Source organism: Mixta tenebrionis (genome assembly GCF_006517625.1).
GTDB classification, from domain to species: domain Bacteria; phylum Pseudomonadota; class Gammaproteobacteria; order Enterobacterales; family Enterobacteriaceae; genus Mixta; species Mixta tenebrionis.
This window is the reverse complement of sequence record NZ_VHQI01000011.1, coordinates 62,202-78,271: the sequence shown is the minus strand read 5'-3', so window position 1 is coordinate 78,271 and position 16,070 is coordinate 62,202. Positions and strand designations below refer to the sequence as shown.

At 58.1% G+C, this 16,070-nt stretch carries 13 protein-coding genes and 1 pseudogene; 6 read left to right on the top strand and 8 right to left on the bottom strand.

All coding sequences use genetic code 11. The annotated features are described in order from the left end of the window. Positions 1–7: 7 nt before the first annotated feature. A pseudogene (locus FKM52_RS16785) lies at positions 8–1,782 on the bottom strand (GMC family oxidoreductase). Positions 1,783–1,784: 2 nt separating this feature from the next. Continuing rightward, positions 1,785–2,525, bottom strand: a complete 741-nt coding sequence (locus FKM52_RS16780) for a gluconate 2-dehydrogenase subunit 3 family protein (RefSeq protein WP_141177307.1) — start codon at positions 2,523–2,525, stop codon at positions 1,785–1,787. Positions 2,526–2,614: 89 nt separating this feature from the next. Between FKM52_RS16780 and FKM52_RS16775 the strand changes: the two genes are divergently transcribed. Both FKM52_RS16775 and FKM52_RS16770 read left to right on the top strand, forming a co-directional pair. Next, positions 2,615–2,803, top strand: coding sequence for a hypothetical protein (locus tag FKM52_RS16775; protein ID WP_141177306.1), 189 nt, complete (start codon positions 2,615–2,617; stop codon positions 2,801–2,803). A 107-nt stretch (positions 2,804–2,910) separates the two neighbouring features. After that, positions 2,911–3,108: a hypothetical protein gene (locus FKM52_RS16770; protein WP_141177305.1), complete on the top strand. Its 198-nt coding sequence runs from the start codon at positions 2,911–2,913 to the stop codon at positions 3,106–3,108. Positions 3,109–3,209: 101 nt separating this feature from the next. On the opposite strand, the gene FKM52_RS16765 is transcribed toward FKM52_RS16770, so the two are convergent. The 4 genes from FKM52_RS16765 to gltP form a co-directional block, all read right to left on the bottom strand. Continuing rightward, complete coding sequence (locus tag FKM52_RS16765; RefSeq protein WP_141177304.1) at positions 3,210–4,847, bottom strand: dihydroxyacetone kinase subunit DhaK; 1,638 nt, start codon at positions 4,845–4,847, stop codon at positions 3,210–3,212. Positions 4,848–5,017: 170 nt separating this feature from the next. Continuing rightward, the gene (locus FKM52_RS16760) at positions 5,018–6,562 is read right to left on the bottom strand and encodes a methyl-accepting chemotaxis protein (RefSeq protein ID WP_141177303.1); all 1,545 of its coding nucleotides are present in this window, start codon (positions 6,560–6,562) and stop codon (positions 5,018–5,020) included. A gap of 349 nt (positions 6,563–6,911) precedes the next feature. Then, positions 6,912–7,829, bottom strand: coding sequence for an N-acetylmuramic acid 6-phosphate etherase (murQ, locus tag FKM52_RS16755; protein WP_141177302.1), 918 nt, complete (start codon positions 7,827–7,829; stop codon positions 6,912–6,914). A gap of 182 nt (positions 7,830–8,011) precedes the next feature. Continuing rightward, positions 8,012–9,316, bottom strand: a complete 1,305-nt coding sequence (gene gltP, locus FKM52_RS16750; protein WP_141177301.1) for a glutamate/aspartate:proton symporter GltP — start codon at positions 9,314–9,316, stop codon at positions 8,012–8,014. 511 nt (positions 9,317–9,827) lie between these two features. On the opposite strand from gltP, the gene acs reads away from it, so the two are divergent. The 3 genes from acs (at position 9,828) to actP (ending at position 13,891) form a co-directional block, all read left to right on the top strand. Further along, the gene (gene acs / locus FKM52_RS16745) at positions 9,828–11,783 is read left to right on the top strand and encodes an acetate--CoA ligase (protein ID WP_141177300.1); all 1,956 of its coding nucleotides are present in this window, start codon (positions 9,828–9,830) and stop codon (positions 11,781–11,783) included. A gap of 138 nt (positions 11,784–11,921) precedes the next feature. Further along, positions 11,922–12,230: a DUF485 domain-containing protein gene (locus FKM52_RS16740; protein ID WP_141177299.1), complete on the top strand. Its 309-nt coding sequence runs from the start codon at positions 11,922–11,924 to the stop codon at positions 12,228–12,230. Continuing rightward, positions 12,230–13,891: a cation/acetate symporter ActP gene (gene actP / locus FKM52_RS16735; RefSeq protein ID WP_141177298.1), complete on the top strand. Its 1,662-nt coding sequence runs from the start codon at positions 12,230–12,232 to the stop codon at positions 13,889–13,891. Before FKM52_RS16740 ends, actP begins: the two co-directional genes overlap by 1 nt. A 46-nt stretch (positions 13,892–13,937) precedes the next feature. On the opposite strand, the gene FKM52_RS16730 is transcribed toward actP, so the two are convergent. Then, complete coding sequence (locus tag FKM52_RS16730) at positions 13,938–14,636, bottom strand: LrgB family protein (protein ID WP_141177297.1); 699 nt, start codon at positions 14,634–14,636, stop codon at positions 13,938–13,940. Next, positions 14,629–15,054 carry a CidA/LrgA family protein gene (locus FKM52_RS16725; RefSeq protein WP_141177296.1) on the bottom strand — a complete coding sequence of 142 codons (426 nt, stop codon included), beginning with the start codon at positions 15,052–15,054 and terminating at the stop codon, positions 14,629–14,631. Before FKM52_RS16725 ends, FKM52_RS16730 begins: the two co-directional genes overlap by 8 nt. 107 nt (positions 15,055–15,161) lie before the next feature. Here FKM52_RS16725 and FKM52_RS16720 point away from each other — a divergent pair, with 107 nt between their 5' ends. Beyond that, a complete protein-coding gene (locus FKM52_RS16720; protein ID WP_141177295.1) occupies positions 15,162–16,064 on the top strand; it encodes a LysR family transcriptional regulator in 903 nt (300 codons plus the stop codon). The last annotated feature ends 6 nt before the right edge of the window (positions 16,065–16,070 follow it).

The following is a 16,070-nucleotide window of genomic DNA, read 5'->3' as shown; positions in this document are numbered from 1 at the left end:
ATCGTCCTTATGCCTGCACCAGCGGCCCTGGATTTTTCAGATACTGTTCACGAATCGCCTGTGCTGACCAGTAAGTGAGCGCGGCGACCATGCCGGTAGGGTTATAGCCCAACCCTTGCGGGAAGGCGGAGGCGCCCGGCACAAAGACGTTGGGCACGTCCCAGCTTTGCAGATAGCGGTTCAGCGCGCTGGTTTGCGGATCTTCGCCCATAATGGCGCCGCCGTTCATATGGGTGGTTTGATAAACGGTAGTGTCAAAATGAGCGCCCTGCGTTTTCGGCGCGCCGATGATCTCTTTCGGATTCATCGCCACGGCGATTTTATGCATCCGATGGTGCATAAACTGCGACATTTTGATGTCGTTATCCTGCCAGTCGAAAGTCATACGCAGCAGCGGCTGCCCATAAGCATCCTTATAGTTAGGATCGAGATCGAGGTAGTTGTTGCGGTAGGACTGATGCGCGCCGTGCGCATCCATAGAGACATGGTGCGTGTAGTGATCGGCCACCGCCGCTTTCCATTTGCTGCCCCAGCCCGGCGTGCCCTGCGGCACCGGCAGGCCGGAGATCGGCTTCACGCCTGCCTGGTTAACCCAGAAAGGCGAGCCGCCGACAAAGCCATATTTGCCGTGATCAAAATTATCGGCGTTGAAATCATCCACGCCGACGCCCGCGCCGCCGGCGCCGATAAAGTTATTGGTATGCACATCCTTGCCGAAAAACGCCTTGATAGTGGAGATATTCTGATAGGCGAAATTGCGCCCTACTACGCCTTCATTGGTTATCGGGTTGTAGGGCTTGCCGATGCCGGAGAGCAGCATCAAATGAACGTTATGGAACTGGAAGGCGGAGAGAATCACCAGATCGGCTGGCTGCTCAACCTGACGTCCCTGGGCATCCACATAGGTCACGCCGGTAGTTTATCGTCGGTCAGGTTAACGCGCAGCACGTGCGAGTTATCACGCAGCTCGAACTTCGGCTCCTGGCGCAGCGCAGGCCAGATATTCACGTTCGGCGACGCTTTGGAATACATATAGCAGGCGTAGCCGCTGCAGTAGCCGCAGAAGTTGCACGGCCCCATCTGCGCGCCATAGGTGTTGGTATAGGGACCGGTGGTGTTGGCCGAAGGCAGATCGTAAGGATGGTAGCCCACCGACTCGGCGGCTTTGGCGAACAGCTGGGCAGAATAGGTGCGCTTTTGCGGCGGCAACGGGAAATCATCCGAGCGATCCGGCGCAAAGGGGTTGCCTCGTCCCTGACCGACGATTTTGCCTCTGATACTCCAGGCGGAGCCGGAGGTGCCGAACACCTTCTCCGCCTTAGCGAAAAACGGCTCCAGCTCGTCATAGGTCACGCCGAAGACCTGAATGGTCATGCCTTCAGGGATAAAGTTCTTGCCGTAGCGCTCCTCATAGTGGCTGCGCATCCGCAGCTCAATGGGATCGACGCGGAAATGGACGCCGGACCAGTGCAGGCCCGCGCCGCCGGTGCCGGTGCCGGGCAAAAATGCCGCCAGCTGGCGGTAAGGCTGCGCGGTCTGCGAGACGTTGTGGCGAATAGTGACGGTGCTTTTCGACAGATCCTGGAACAGCTTTTTGCGTATGTTGTAGGTCAGCTCATCGATGACCTGCGGATAGGCGCCGTCCGGGTAAGTATCGCGACGCGGCCCGCGCTCCAGCGCCACCACCTGCAGGCCGGCTTCCGTTAGCTCTTTCGCCATAATAGATCCGGCCCAGCCGAAGCCGACGATCACCGCATCCACTTTTTTCATTACCTTTGCCATGCTTACGCTCTTTCTCCACGAATCGATACTGCCGGGAAGGGATAGCGCTCGCCGCGCTCCACCCAGTCCATAAAATCAGCGCGCGCGCCGGGAAAGCCGATCAGCTTCCAGCCCGCCATATGCTGATTGCCGCCGTGCAGCGGATCGCAGAAAAAGCCCTCACGGGTGTTTTGCAGCAGGTAGGCGAAAAAGGTTTTCGCCGGTAGCTGTTTAAAGCTGGCTTTATTGCTTTCGAAATCGCCCAGCAGCGTATCCTGCTGCTCCGGCGCTAGCGCGGCAAAGGCTTTACCGTGCTGCTGTTGCGCCCAGGCATCCGCTTCGGCAATACCCAGACGATAGATCTGCTGCGGCACCAGCGGCAGCTGGTAGCCCAGCTCTTTCGGCGCGTCAGGATCGAACGGCCCCTGCATATACCAGTTGTTGCCGATGGCGTAAGGCGTATTCATTTGGCGATCGATAAACTCCGGCACGCCCGCTTCCAGCGCACCTGGGCCTCGTTCATCGGCTGGAATGAGCCGAGCGACCGCCGCTTTAATAAAGGCGAACTCTTCCGCTGAAAACCACGCTGGCTGATAATCTCTGGCGGTTTGCGCCCCGGCTGGCGGCGTATCTTCCTGCGCCTGGGCGCTCTTGCCGAGGCCCAGCGCTGCTATTCCGCTACCGCCCATCGCGACGGCGGGCGCCAGCGTAATAGTTTTCAGAAGAAAATCTCTTCTGGAGGTGCTTGTTTTTTCTTTCGACATGACATTGCCTTAGCGCGCGTCACCATACGACGCAACAGTTGATCGTTTCGGATTTATTGTAGTTAGGGATAAATACAGGGTTTTCCCGAATGGAAAAAACCAGACTGTTACCGGTAACAATGACGCGCATTGTAACAGCATTTATGCAAAAAATTCAGCTTAAGAAAACAAAACAGAACAAATTAATTAACATTATTCCTTCTACAGCGGAGATTTTTCCGCCCTTCCCGCGGGCACGCTTTTGGCAGGTTGATTTGCGCCATACCCGAACACCATGAACATCAAATTAGCGTCTGGTCTGCACCGCGCGTGCCTGAGCTTCATGCCAGGCAGATTCGCCGCAAGATCATATGGTGAAGATGGCGCCCAATATCAGGAGGAACTGATGATTGATCATTTTACCCTCACCCTTAGCGGCGTAAACGCCAGCACGCCAGGGCTGGAAGATGCGCTGTTTGAAAGCGGCTGCGATGATGCGCTGCTTTGCTTCTATGACGATAACGTTTATCTGGAATTTGACCGCGACAGTAAAAGCGTTGAACGGGCAGCGCTATCGCTAATATTGAAAGCGGCGTGCCGTTAGCGCGGGGCATGTCTGTTGATGCTACCCCTGCCCGGCCGGAGTGATATCGCCCAGCGTAGCCAGCTTTCCCGCCAGGCGATTGCGATGTTAAAAGACGGCGCCTATTTAAGCGCGGCGAACACGCGCTCTACCGCGTAAGCGCCCGGATCCTTGACGCCGTTAAGGCTCTGCTGGTTAAGGTAAGAGGAGCGGCCCGCTTTTGCGGCGCTCATGCTGGCCGTCGCGTCTGCGCCTTTTTCCGCCGCCGCCGCCGCCTCGCTCAGCCCTTTACCTGCGATAAGCTGCTGTAACGCCGGCTCCAGCGCATCAATCAGGGTACGATCGCCAACGCGCGCGCCGCCGTAGTGCTTCATGCGATCCAGCCCGGCCATCAGCGCCTGCGCCAGCGGCTTGCCCTCTGACAGCTGCTGTCCGGCGGCGGTAAACATAATCGACATCAGCACCCCGCTGGAACCGCCCATCACCACCGCCAGCTGCTCACCAATCAGCGTTAACAGGCGGGCAGGCTCATTCAACGGCAGCGCCTTTTGCTGACAGCCCTGCAAAATTTTACGCGCGCCGGCGGCAAAGGTGGAACCGGTATCGCCGTCGCCGACTTTAGCATCCAGCTTATTCAGCTCGCTTTCCAGATCGATTAATGTCTGGCAAGCCGTCATCACCACGCGCTGCGCCGCCGCATTTTCAGAAGGCGTCGCTTCCTGCCGGCGCGCTATCGCCGCGCCCTTTATTACTTTCGGCGCGCTCAGCGCCTGTACCGGCTGCCAGCCGCTCGCCTCAACCGGCGCCTGAAGCGCCCGCAGCCGCTCTTCATCCAGCAGCAGCGTCGTCAGAGAAAAACCTTTCATATCCAGCGAGCTGACCAGCGTTGCGGGGCCGATAAGGTGGCTGACGCGCTCGCCCAGCGGCGTGCGCAACGTTTCACGTAACAGTACGCCCAGCTCCAGCACAGAGAAGCCGCCGAGGTTATTGATTAACAGCAGCGCCTTTTGCCCCTGAGCAACCTTTTCCGCCAGTTTTTCCGTCATAATCTTTACGATTTCACGACTGTTCTGCGTTTTTAGCGTAGAGACGCCCGGCTCGCCGTGGATACCCATCCCCAGCTCGCTTTCCCCTTCCGCTACGCGGTTATCCGGCGCTTCGCCGGGAATATGGCAGGTGGAAAACGCCAGACCGATACTGGCCGTAGCTTCAATCGCCTGTTGCGCACGGCGCGCCACCTCTTCCAGCGTTGCACCCTGTTCGGCGTAGTAGCCCGCCAGCTTATGGATCAGCACGGTGCCCGCCAGGCCGCGCGGCTGCGGATTCTCCGGCAGAGCGATATCATCCTGCACAATCGCCAGCTCAACTTTGTAGCCCAGCGCGCGCGCTTTCTCTGCCGCCAGGCCAAAGTTAAGGCGATCGCCGGTATAGTTTTTCACAATCAGCAGGCAGCCCGCCTCGCCGGTAACGTTGATAATGGCGCTCAATACCGCATCCACGCTGGGCGAAGCGAAAACGTCACCGCAGACCGCAGCGGTCAGCATGCCCTTGCCGACAAAGCCGACATGAGCAGGCTCATGCCCGGAACCACCGCCGGAAATCAGCGCCACCCGGCTTTTATCCCAGTCGTTACGCACTACGACGCGAATGTTGTCGCCCACCTCAAGCCAGCTGAGGTTATGCCAGGGGGTGCTCAGCAGCGCGCCTTCAATCGCTTCGTTGACCAGTTCGCTTTTAGCATTCATGAAAAACTGACTCATCGCTTCCTCTCTTAGTGTTGGTTCGCCCGGACGCAGCGGCGCAAAAGATTAACTGTAGTTGAAAAGCGATCGGCCAGGTACGGGCACGCCAGGCAGCGGGCGACGGGCGGTAAACAACAGCATGCGTCGGGCAGGGCCGACGCGTAAGGGCTAACGCTAATCGCCGCTGGCTAACGGAAAACGCTAATCGCCTCTACCAGGCGAGTCGCCTGACGCGTCATGCGTCCTGAAGCTTCAGCGCTCTCCTGCACGCGCGCGGCGTTGTGATGGGTAATATCATCCAGGTTTTCGACTGCGGTACTGACCTCGCTCAATGCGGCGGCCTGCTCCGCCGTTGCGGCGCTAATCTGACCAATCAGCGTCGAGACATCCTGCACGCGTGCCACAATCTCCTGCATGGTGCTGCCGGTCTGATTAACCTGCCCGGCGCCCGCCTGCACCCGCTGCACGCTGGTTTCCACCAGCGCTTTGATTTCGCTGGCCGCTTTGGCGCTACGGCTTGCCAGGTTACGCACTTCTCCGGCAACCACGGCAAACCCTTTCCCCTGTTCGCCGGCCCGCGCGGCTTCAACCGCCGCATTCAGCGCCAGGATATTGGTCTGAAAAGCTATGCTGTCGATCACGCTGATAATGGTAGCGATTTTCTGCGAACTGTCGGCGATATCCGCCATCATACTAACCATTTCCTGCATCGCCGCGCCGCCTTTTTGCGCCGCCTGGCTGGTGCTGGCGGCAAGACGATCGACTTCATCCGCGCTCTGCTTATTGCTTTTTACCGTTGCGGTCATCTCATTCATCGTGGCGGCCGTTTGCTGTACGTTGGCCGCCGCCTGTTCAGTCTGCTGGCTGAGCTCATCGTTGCCGCGCGCTATGGCGTCGCTGGCGCCCAGCACGTTTACCGCCTGCCCGCTGACATCATCCACCAGCCAGCGGAACATCAACCCCAGCTGGCCGATAGCGCGCAGCGTCATACCGATTTCATCGACGCGATCGAGCGGTTCCACCTTATGACAACTGCCGGTAGCGACGTTCAGCGCCTGCTGGCAGACGCGTTCAAGCGGGCGCGCAATCTGCTGCTCCAGCCAAAGGCCCGTCAGCAACAGCAGGCTGGACATACCGGCGCTGAACAGGCCCAGCACGCCGGCATCCACCCCCAGCGCCCAGACGCCGCCGATGCTGAGCGGCAGCAGCGTCAACAGCGCGGCGCGAATACGCCAGCGCAGCGGCATGGTTTTACCTGCCGAGCGCCAGCGCCGCCAGCCGCTGTAAACCAGCAGCCCGCGATGCAGCTTGCGCCCCTTTTGCCGCCCGGCGCGAAAGTCAGCATAAAGCCGCTCCGCCGCATCGATTTCTGCAGCTTCAGGACGGGTGCGTACCGACATATAGCCGTGAATGGCGCCGTTACGCATTACCGGAATGGTATTGGCGCGCACCCAATAGTGATCGCCGTTTTTACGTCGATTCTTAACCAGCGCTGACCAGGGCAGCCCCTGCTTCAACGTCGCCCACATATCGGCAAAGGCTTCCGGCGGCATATCGGGATGGCGTACCAGATTATGCGGCTGACCGGCGATCTCCTGTGGCGTAAAGCCGCTGACATCGATAAAGGCGTCATTGGCATAGGTTATATAGCTGTTAAGGTCGGTCGTTGACATCAGGGTCGCATCATCGCTGAACGCAAACTCCTGTTGGGTGACGGGTTGATTGTTACGCATGAAATAATCCTTGAACGGAGTATGCAGCCAGTCGCGGCGAATAGATTACGTTTTTTTATATTTTCGGCACCCTGCGCCAGGATCTTTAGCGCTAAAAAAGCGGATTATTTCGAGGGAGATCGCAATTCTCTGCCTTCGGGCCGGCAGCACAACGCGTTTTAGCGCGTCTGCGACTTAACGCTGAACGGTAAATTTTTATTCAGGATAGATAAAAAGTAAGCTCAGAATGTTGATGATAAAAAGAAACGCCCCGCCAGCTGCATATGGCGCCATGATAAAAAGGCCGTCTGCGGCTTATCGCAACGGCCTGCTGCTGGCGTTCCTCTGCCGCTGGCGGCTGCCGCGCGGATTAACGTTGTGGCCTGGCGGCCTGACGCAGCGCCTGGCGGATAAACCCCTGATGCTGAGTCAAAAGCCGGGTCGCCTCCGGCGCGGAAAGCTGGCCCAGCACCATTAAAATAGCGGTTTTACAATGACCGTTGCAGGCCGCCAGCGCCGCCTGCGCCTCTTCTGCGCCGCAGTCGGTCGCCTGACGAACAATATTGATCTGACGCTGCACCAGCTTCTGGTTGGTCGCCTCAACATCCACCATCAAATTGCCGAACACTTTACCGCTGCGGATCATCGCCCCGGTGGTCAGCATATTGAGCACCAGCTTCTGCGCCGTTCCGGCCTTCAGGCGCGAGGAGCCGGTTATCACTTCCGGTCCCACTACCGGCGTTAAGGCGATATGCGCCACGCGCGCCATTTCGCTGTCAGGATTGCAGCTCAGCGCTACGGTAGTCGCTCCCTGTTGCCGCGCATAGCCCAGCGCCCCCAGCACATAGGGCGTGCGTCCGCTGGCGGCGATGCCCACCAGCACGTCGCGGGCGCTAAAACCGATATCCTGCAAATCAGCCGCTCCCATTTCCGCTTTATCTTCCGCGTTTTCTACCGCCTGCAGTATGGCGCGCTGTCCGCCGGCGATTAATGCCACCACCTGCTCGCGCGGCGTACCGAAGGTGGGCGGGCATTCGCTGGCATCCAGCACGCCCAGCCGCCCGGAAGTACCGGCTCCGCTGTAAATCAGCCGTCCGCCCTGTTGAAAGGCGGCGCTGATAGCCTCTACCGCGCTGGCGATTTGCGGCACGATGGCCTCGACCGCCAGGGCCACTTTTTTATCTTCATTGTTGATAACCCGCAGCATCGCTTCCGTGGTCAGCTCATCGATATTTTCGCTGGCCGGATTGCGGCTTTCGGTGATCATACGTGACAGATCGAGACTCATCGCTACTCCTGAATAGTGCTGTTACCCATGGTGGGCGCATCGTTCGCCCGGCGCCTTATAATGAGCAACTTGCCGCCAGAGTTAAACCACTTAAGCCGCAGAAACCGGCGCCAGCTGGCGAAGATATAGCGACGCGGGCAAAAAAAATGCCGCCCGAAGGCGGCATGACAAGATAAAACGACTTAGTGAGCGGAGCGCGGATGCAGCATCTGCCGCTCATATTTCTCCGCCTGCAGATCGTCAAACTGATCTTCCCATTTGGCGATAACCAGCACCGCCAGCGCGTTGCCTACCACGTTCAGCGCGGTACGCGCCATATCCATGATACGGTCGACGCCGGCGATAAACGCCAGGCCTTCCAGCGGAATGCCGACGCTGCCCAGCGTCGCCAGCAGCACCACAAAGGAGACGCCCGGCACGCCGGCGATACCCTTCGAGGTCACCATCAGCGTCAGCACCAGCACGATCTCATCGGTCAGCGAGAGATCGATGCCGTACAGCTGCGCAATAAAGATCGCCGCGATGCTCTGATAAAGCGTGGAGCCATCGAGGTTAAACGAGTAGCCGGTCGGCACCACGAAGCTGGTGATCGCCTTCGGCGCGCCGTAGGCTTCCATCTTCTCCATAATACGCGGCAGCACCGTTTCAGAGCTGGAGGTAGAGTAGGAGAGGATCAGCTCATCCTTCAGGATGCGCATCAGCGTGGTGATTTTCAGCTTACAGAAGCGCGCCACCGCGCCCAACACCACGAAAGCGAAGAACAGGATGGCGGCATATACCAGCAGCACCAGTTTCGCCAGCGGCCACAGCGAGGCAAAACCAAAGTTCGCAATGGTCACGGAGATCAGCGCAAAGACGCCGATCGGCGCATAGCGCATGATCATATGCGTCACTTTAAACATGGTTTCTGAAACGGAACGGAACACTTTCACCAGCGGATCGCGATGTTCCGACGGCAGTGAAGAGAGCCCCAGACCAAACAGCACCGAGAAGAAGATAATCGGCAGCATATCGCCTTTGGCGAACGCCGCGAAAATATTCTGCGGGATCAGCGACAGAATGGTCAGCACCAGACTGTGCGCCCCGCTCTGTACCTGTTCGGTAGTCGCTTCATATTTAGAGATATCCACCGTTGCCAGCGTCGACATATCAATGCCGGTGCCAGGCTGGAAAACGTTCGCCAGGGTAATCCCTACCACGATGGCAATGGTGGTAATCACTTCAAAGTACACAATTGTTTTGACGCCGATTCGTCCAAGCTTCTTTGCGTCGCCCACGCCAGCGATACCCACCACCAGAGTGGAGATTACGATAGGCACAACAATCATCTTAATCAGATGAATAAAGATATCACCGGCAGGCGAGAGGATATTGGTGATTAACCATTCACGATCCCCAGGCTGATTATGCAAAATCGCACCAACGATGACACCCAGCACCAATGCAATCAGTATCTGCCAGGCAAGGCTGATTTTAAAACCTTTCATAGTGTTTCATTTCCTTAACAAACCCTGTTACCGCAGTGAGATAGCGGACATTTACACACTTAAGGGAAATGGACAAAGTCCGGTAAAATCGAGGGTTATTGATGGTAACGCCCGGAAAAGGGCATTTGATAAGTACCATTATCAATGGGCGAAAAGCAACCTTTGCCGCTATCTCTTTCGTCAGGTTGAGCTATGGCGCGATAAATTCCTTCAGGTTATCAATTCACTAACTCTATGTTCTAAAAAGTAATATAGCTGACGCTTTTGGCATAGCTATGCAATAAGGACCACAAACCGTTTGCTGTTTTTTTCAACAACTTCTTCCCCGCTTACCTACACTTTATTGAAAACTGAAAAATAAAACGCCCACCCCTGGCTGTTAAAAAAAGCAGCTTGTTCTACCGCAACGGGTAATCACGTGATCTGTCGCGCAAAAAGGAAACAAAGCGCAGCTCCCCGCTGTTATTAACCTTTGTTTGACATATCATTAACATATCCAAGGAGATCAGCCATGAGCCAACTATTCAAACACCCGATTCCCGCCGCTATTGCGGAAAGCGCCCTGATAAACGCAGAGCAGTATCAGGCGATGTATCAACAATCAGTACAGGATCCTGACGCTTTCTGGGGCGAGCAGGGCAAAATTCTGGACTGGATTAAACCCTACACCAGGGTGAAAAACACCTCTTTCGCCCCCGGCAATATCAATATCCGCTGGTATGAAGACGGCACGCTGAACCTGGCGGCAAACTGTCTTGACCGCCATCTGCACGAGCGCGGCGATCATCCGGCGATTATTTGGGAAGGCGACGACGCCAGCGAAAGCAAAACATTGACCTACCGCGCCCTGCATCGCGAAGTATGCCGTTTCGCCAATGTGCTGAAAGAGCTGGAGATCAAAAAAGGCGACGTGGTGGCGATTTATATGCCGATGGTGCCGGAGGCGGCAATAGCAATGCTGGCCTGCGCCCGCGTCGGCGCGATCCACTCTGTTATTTTCGGCGGCTTTTCGCCGGAGGCGGTGGCCGGACGTATTATCGATTCCAGCGCCAGACTGGTGGTGACGGCCGATGAAGGCATTCGCGCTGGCCGCGCCATTCCGCTGAAAAAAAATATTGATGAAGCATTAAAAAATCCTGGCGTGACCAGCGTTGAGCAGGTGATCGTGCTGAAACGCACCGGTAGCGAGATCGGCTGGCAACACGGCCGCGACAGCTGGTGGCATGAGCGCATGAACAGCGCCTGCGCGCACCATCAGCCGGAAGAGATGAACGCGGAAGATCCGCTGTTTATTCTTTATACCTCCGGCTCTACCGGCAAGCCAAAAGGCGTGCTGCATACCACCGGCGGCTATCTGGTTTACGCCGCCGCCACATTTAAATATGTTTTTGATTACCACCCCAACGACATTTACTGGTGTACCGCCGACGTCGGCTGGATCACCGGGCACAGCTATCTGCTGTATGGCCCGCTGGCCTGCGGCGCCACCACGCTGATGTTTGAAGGCGTGCCGAACTGGCCGCAGCCAAGCCGCATGGCGGAAGTGGTGGATAAGCATAAGGTGACGCTGCTGTATACCGCGCCCACCGCAATTCGCGCTCTGATGGCGGAAGGCGATAAGGCGGTTGCCGGCACCAGCCGCGCCTCGCTGCGCATTATGGGTTCGGTAGGCGAGCCGATTAACCCGGAAGCCTGGGAATGGTATTACCAGAAGATCGGCAACGGCCGCTGCCCGATTGTCGATACCTGGTGGCAAACCGAAACCGGCGGCTTCATGATCGCTCCCCTGCCCGGCGCTACCGAACTGAAAGCGGGCTCGGCCACTAAACCTTTCTTTGGCGTCCAGCCGGCGCTGGTGGATAACGAAGGCACCTGTCAGGAAGGCGCCTGCGAAGGCAACCTGGTAATTGTCGATTCCTGGCCTGGCCAGGCGCGCACGCTGTTCGGCGATCACGATCGCTTTGAGCAAACCTACTTCTCCACCTTTAAAAATATGTACTTCAGCGGCGACGGCGCACGACGCGACGAAGATGGCGACTACTGGATCACCGGGCGCGTGGATGACGTGCTGAATGTCTCCGGCCATCGTCTGGGCACCGCCGAAATTGAATCCGCGCTGGTTTCCCATGCAAAAATCGCCGAGGCGGCGGTGGTGGGCATTCCCCACAGCATCAAGGGCCAGGCGATCTACGCCTACATTACGCTGAACCACGGCGAAGAACCCACGCCGGAACTCTATGCCGAAGTGCGCGGCTGGGTACGCAAGGAGATCGGGCCAATCGCCACGCCGGATGTGCTGCACTGGACCGACTCCCTGCCGAAAACGCGCTCCGGCAAAATTATGCGCCGCATCCTGCGCAAAATCGCCGCCGGCGACACCAGCAACCTGGGGGATACCTCAACGCTGGCCGATCCGGGCGTGGTGGAAAAACTGCTGGAGGAGAAACAGGGCATCACCATGCCATAACCCGTCAACGGCATACGCCGTCTACCCTGAGCAACAAGCGGCACGGCTGGCCCTGCGCCAGCCGGTAAAACAGACGTCAAAACCCTATAAGATCCCCCAAAAGGTTGCTGCAGCCTTTGATACCCTGGAGACGCTGTAATGAACGACGCTATCTACGCCCGGATAGAGAAGAGCGCGCGCTTTAAACAGCTGGTGCATAAGCGCCAGCGTTTCGCGCTGATCCTCTCCATCATCATGTTAATCCTGTACGTCGGCTTTATTTTACTCATCGCTTTCGCCCCCGGCTGGCTGGGCGCCCCGCTGCATGAAGGCACCAACGTCACGCGCGGTATTCCTGTCGGCATCGGTCTGATTGTGATCTCCTTTTTGCTGACCGGCGTCTATGTCTGGCGCGCCAACGGCGAGTTCGATCGTTTGACCAAACAGATCATTGATGAGGTGAAATAATGCGCGTGTTGAAACGCTTTGCCACGGCGGGCGCCCTGCTGCTGCCTCTGCCGCTGCTGGCCGCTGACGCCATTAGCGGCGCGGTGCAAAAACAGAGCACCAACTATCAGGCGATTATCATGTTTCTGATATTCGTCGCCGCAACGCTGGGCATTACCTGGTGGGCTTCTAAACGTACCCGCTCGCGCAGCGATTACTATACCGCCGGCGGCAATATTACCGGTTTTCAGAACGGGCTGGCGATGGCCGGCGATTTTATGTCCGCCGCCTCGTTTCTCGGCATCTCCGCGCTGGTCTATACCTCCGGCTACGACGGTCTGATCTATTCGCTGGGCTTTCTGGTCGGCTGGCCGATTATCCTGTTTTTAATCGCCGAGCGGCTGCGTAACCTGGGGCGCTACACCTTTGCCGACGTCGCCTCTTACCGTTTACAGCAGAAGCCGATCCGCACGCTTTCCGCCTGCGGTTCGCTGGTGGTGGTAGCGCTTTACCTGATTGCGCAGATGGTCGGCGCCGGCAAACTGATTCAGCTGCTGTTCGGCCTGGATTATCACGTCGCCGTGGTGATGGTCGGCATCCTGATGGTGCTCTACGTGCTGTTCGGCGGCATGCTGGCCACCACCTGGGTACAGATTATCAAAGCGGTGCTGCTGCTGTTCGGCGCGACTTTTATGGCGGTGATGGTAATGAAGACCGTCGGCTTTAGCTTTAATTCGCTGTTTACCGAGGCGATGGCGGTGCATCCGAAAGGCGCGGCGATTATGCGTCCTGGCGGGCTGGTTAACGATCCGATATCCGCCCTGTCGCTGGGGCTGGGGCTGATGTTCGGCACCGCCGGCCTGCCGCATATTCTGATGCGCTTCTTTACCGTCAGCGATGCCCGCGAGGCGCGGAAAAGCGTATTCTGGGCTACCGGCTTTATGGGCTATTTTTATATCCTCACCTTTATTATCGGCTTCGGCGCGATTCTGCTGGTGGGCGCCAACCCGGCATTTAAGGATGCCACCGGCGCGCTGATCGGCGGCAATAATATGGCGGCGGTGCATCTGGCGAACGCGGTAGGCGGCAGTACCTTCCTCGGCTTTATCTCCGCGGTCGCCTTCGCCACCATTCTGGCGGTCGTCGCCGGGCTGACGCTGGCGGGCGCCTCCGCCGTATCGCACGATCTTTACGCCAGCGTGGTACGCAAAGGTCAGGCGACCGAACGTGAAGAGCTGCGGGTATCGAAAATTACCGTACTGGCGCTGGGCGTGGTGGCGATTGCGCTGGGCATTCTGTTTGAGAAACAGAATATCGCCTTTATGGTCGGGCTGGCCTTCTCCATCGCCGCCAGCTGTAACTTCCCGATCATCCTGCTGTCGATGTACTGGGCGAAGCTGACCACGCGCGGCGCGATGACCGGCGGCTGGCTGGGCCTGCTGACGGCGGTGCTGCTGATGATCCTGGGGCCGACGGTATGGGTACAGGTGCTGGGCCACGCCGCGCCGGTTTTCCCCTATGAGTACCCGGCGCTGTTCTCAATGCTGGTAGCCTTTATCGGCACCTGGTTTTTCTCGATTACCGATAGCTCGGCACAGGGCGCGCAGGAGCGCCAGCTGTTCCGCGCGCAGTTTGTGCGCTCACAAACCGGTGTCGGTATCGATCGGGGGAAAGCGCATTAATGATGGTGATGGACAAAGGCCGCTGATGCGGCCTTTTTTCTGACGCTTAGCCAGCGGCCCACATCAGCTGGCTGATTAACGGCGCGGCGACCACGGTTAACACGCCTGACAGCATCATTACCAGACTGGAGACGACGCCCTCCTGCTGACCGATTTCATAAGCCCGCGCCGTGCCGGCGCCGTGGGAAGCGGCGCCAAAACCCGCGCCCTTCGCCACCCCGGCTTTCACCGCCAGGCGCAGAAACAGCACGTCGCCTGTCGCCATGCCAAAAACGCCGGTGATAACCACAAACAGCGCCACCAGATCGGGCTGCCCGCCGACCTGCGAGGCCGCCGCCAGCGCAAACGGCGTAGTAATCGAGCGTACCGCCAGGCTGCGCTGGATCACTTCCGGCAGCGCCAGCAGCCGCGCCAGCCAGACTGAGCTACATACCGCTACCAGCGTCGCGGTCACCACTCCTGCCGTCAGCGACAGCCAGTGGCGACGAATAATCGCCAGGTTTTCATACACCGGCACGGCAAAGGCCAGCGTCGCCGGGCCAAGCAGCCAGATCAGCCAGTGGCTTTCACCGATATAGTCCTGCCACGAAATATGGGCGATCAGCAGCATGGCTACCAGCACCAGCGGCGTCAACACCAGCGGCATCAGCACCAGCTTGCGCCAGCGCCGGTAAAGCCGTTTATTAAGAAAATAGATGCAGAGCGTGGCGATAAAACAGAGCAGGCTCAGTATAAGATCAATCATGGCGCGCCTGCTTACGCTGCGCCAGCCGCATTTCCAGCCGGTAAAAGCGATCAACCACCAGCGCCGTAGCGCCTAAAACCATTATCGTGCTGAGGGCGATCACCACGCAAATGCGCCAGCCTTCCACCTTCAGCAGATCGCCATAGTTCACCACCGCCACTACCGCCGGGACGAAGAACAGCAGCATCTCGGCCAGCAGCCAGTTGCCGCCGGCTTTAACCCACTGCAGCGGCACAATGCGCAGCATAATCAGCGCCAGCATCAACAGCATACCGACGATATTGGCCGGCAGCGGCAAATGCAGCCAGCTCACCAGCTGCTGGGCGAAAATAAACAGAACGATATAAATTCCCACCTGTAACGGCACCTGCAAACGCTGTAGCCAACCCGTGCGTTGCGGGCTTATTGCAACCGCCATAATTCGCTTCTCCTGCTCTGTCTATGACGGCTGTCATTATACGGCGCGGTGAAAGGGTGAAAAAAATGAATTAATATTATTCGAACTATTCACTATTGGAATGATTTATGGACGTTCGGGCGCTACGTTATTTTGTGGAGGTGGTACGGCAGCAAAGCTTTACCCGCGCGGCGGAAGCCCTGTTCGTCACCCAGCCGACCATCAGCAAAATGCTGCGTCACCTGGAGGAGGAGCTGGGCTGTACGCTACTGCTGCGCGAGGGACGTCGACTGCATCTGACCGACAGCGGCGAAGTGGTCTACCAGCGCGGCCAGCTTATTTTGCAGGAATTCAAACAGCTGGAGATGGAAATCGCAGATATCAATCAGCTTAAAACCGGCGAGCTGCGCCTTGGCGTGCCGCCGATGGTGGGTATGCAGATCGCCGGCTCCGTTTCCGCCTTCCGCCAGCGCTATCCCGGCATTGCGCTGAAAATTGTCGAGGCGGGCGGCCTGGCGGTACAGGAGGCGCTGCTGTCCGGCAGCCTCGATCTCGCCTTAACCGCGCTACCGGTAGATGCGTCGCTGCCGCTGAATACGCTGACGCTGATGCGTCATCCGCTCTGCGTGCTGGTGCCGCACGCTACGCCCTGGCGCACGCGCAAAAGCATCTCGCTGGCGGAGGTGGCTCAACATCCGCTGCTGATTTTTAATGAGGAATTCTCCCTGAACCGCCAGTTAAAGCAGGCGTTCCAGCGCGCCGGCCTGGCGCCGCAGATTGCGGTGCGCAGCGGCCAGTGGGATTTTCTCGCCGCGATGGTCCAGGCGGGAATGGGCGTAGCGATTTTGCCGGAGCCGATCTGTCAGCGGCTGGATCGCCATTCGCTGCTGTGGCTGCCGCTGGAGTCTGATTTAACCTGGACGCTGGGGTTAATCTGGCGCGAGGGGAGCTATCTTTCCCGCAGCGCCCAGGCCTGGATTGACTGCTGCCGCGCCTTCTGGCCGGACGAGGCGCCGAAGCTGTCGGTATAAAAAAAC

What these genes read in the sequence shown, in the direction of transcription:
- FKM52_RS16780 (WP_141177307.1), bottom strand. Translation starts at nt 2,525, where the DNA reads ATGTCGAAAGAAAAAACAAGCACCTCCAGAAGAGATTTTCTTCTGAAA.
- FKM52_RS16775 (WP_141177306.1), top strand. Translation starts at nt 2,615, where the DNA reads ATGGAAAAAACCAGACTGTTACCGGTAACAATGACGCGCATTGTAACA.
- FKM52_RS16770 (WP_141177305.1), top strand. Translation starts at nt 2,911, where the DNA reads ATGATTGATCATTTTACCCTCACCCTTAGCGGCGTAAACGCCAGCACG.
- FKM52_RS16765 (WP_141177304.1), bottom strand. Translation starts at nt 4,847, where the DNA reads ATGAGTCAGTTTTTCATGAATGCTAAAAGCGAACTGGTCAACGAAGCG.
- FKM52_RS16760 (WP_141177303.1), bottom strand. Translation starts at nt 6,562, where the DNA reads ATGCGTAACAATCAACCCGTCACCCAACAGGAGTTTGCGTTCAGCGAT.
- murQ (WP_141177302.1), bottom strand. Translation starts at nt 7,829, where the DNA reads ATGAGTCTCGATCTGTCACGTATGATCACCGAAAGCCGCAATCCGGCC.
- gltP (WP_141177301.1), bottom strand. Translation starts at nt 9,316, where the DNA reads ATGAAAGGTTTTAAAATCAGCCTTGCCTGGCAGATACTGATTGCATTG.
- acs (WP_141177300.1), top strand. Translation starts at nt 9,828, where the DNA reads ATGAGCCAACTATTCAAACACCCGATTCCCGCCGCTATTGCGGAAAGC.
- FKM52_RS16740 (WP_141177299.1), top strand. Translation starts at nt 11,922, where the DNA reads ATGAACGACGCTATCTACGCCCGGATAGAGAAGAGCGCGCGCTTTAAA.
- actP (WP_141177298.1), top strand. Translation starts at nt 12,230, where the DNA reads ATGCGCGTGTTGAAACGCTTTGCCACGGCGGGCGCCCTGCTGCTGCCT.
- FKM52_RS16730 (WP_141177297.1), bottom strand. Translation starts at nt 14,636, where the DNA reads ATGATTGATCTTATACTGAGCCTGCTCTGTTTTATCGCCACGCTCTGC.
- FKM52_RS16725 (WP_141177296.1), bottom strand. Translation starts at nt 15,054, where the DNA reads ATGGCGGTTGCAATAAGCCCGCAACGCACGGGTTGGCTACAGCGTTTG.
- FKM52_RS16720 (WP_141177295.1), top strand. Translation starts at nt 15,162, where the DNA reads ATGGACGTTCGGGCGCTACGTTATTTTGTGGAGGTGGTACGGCAGCAA.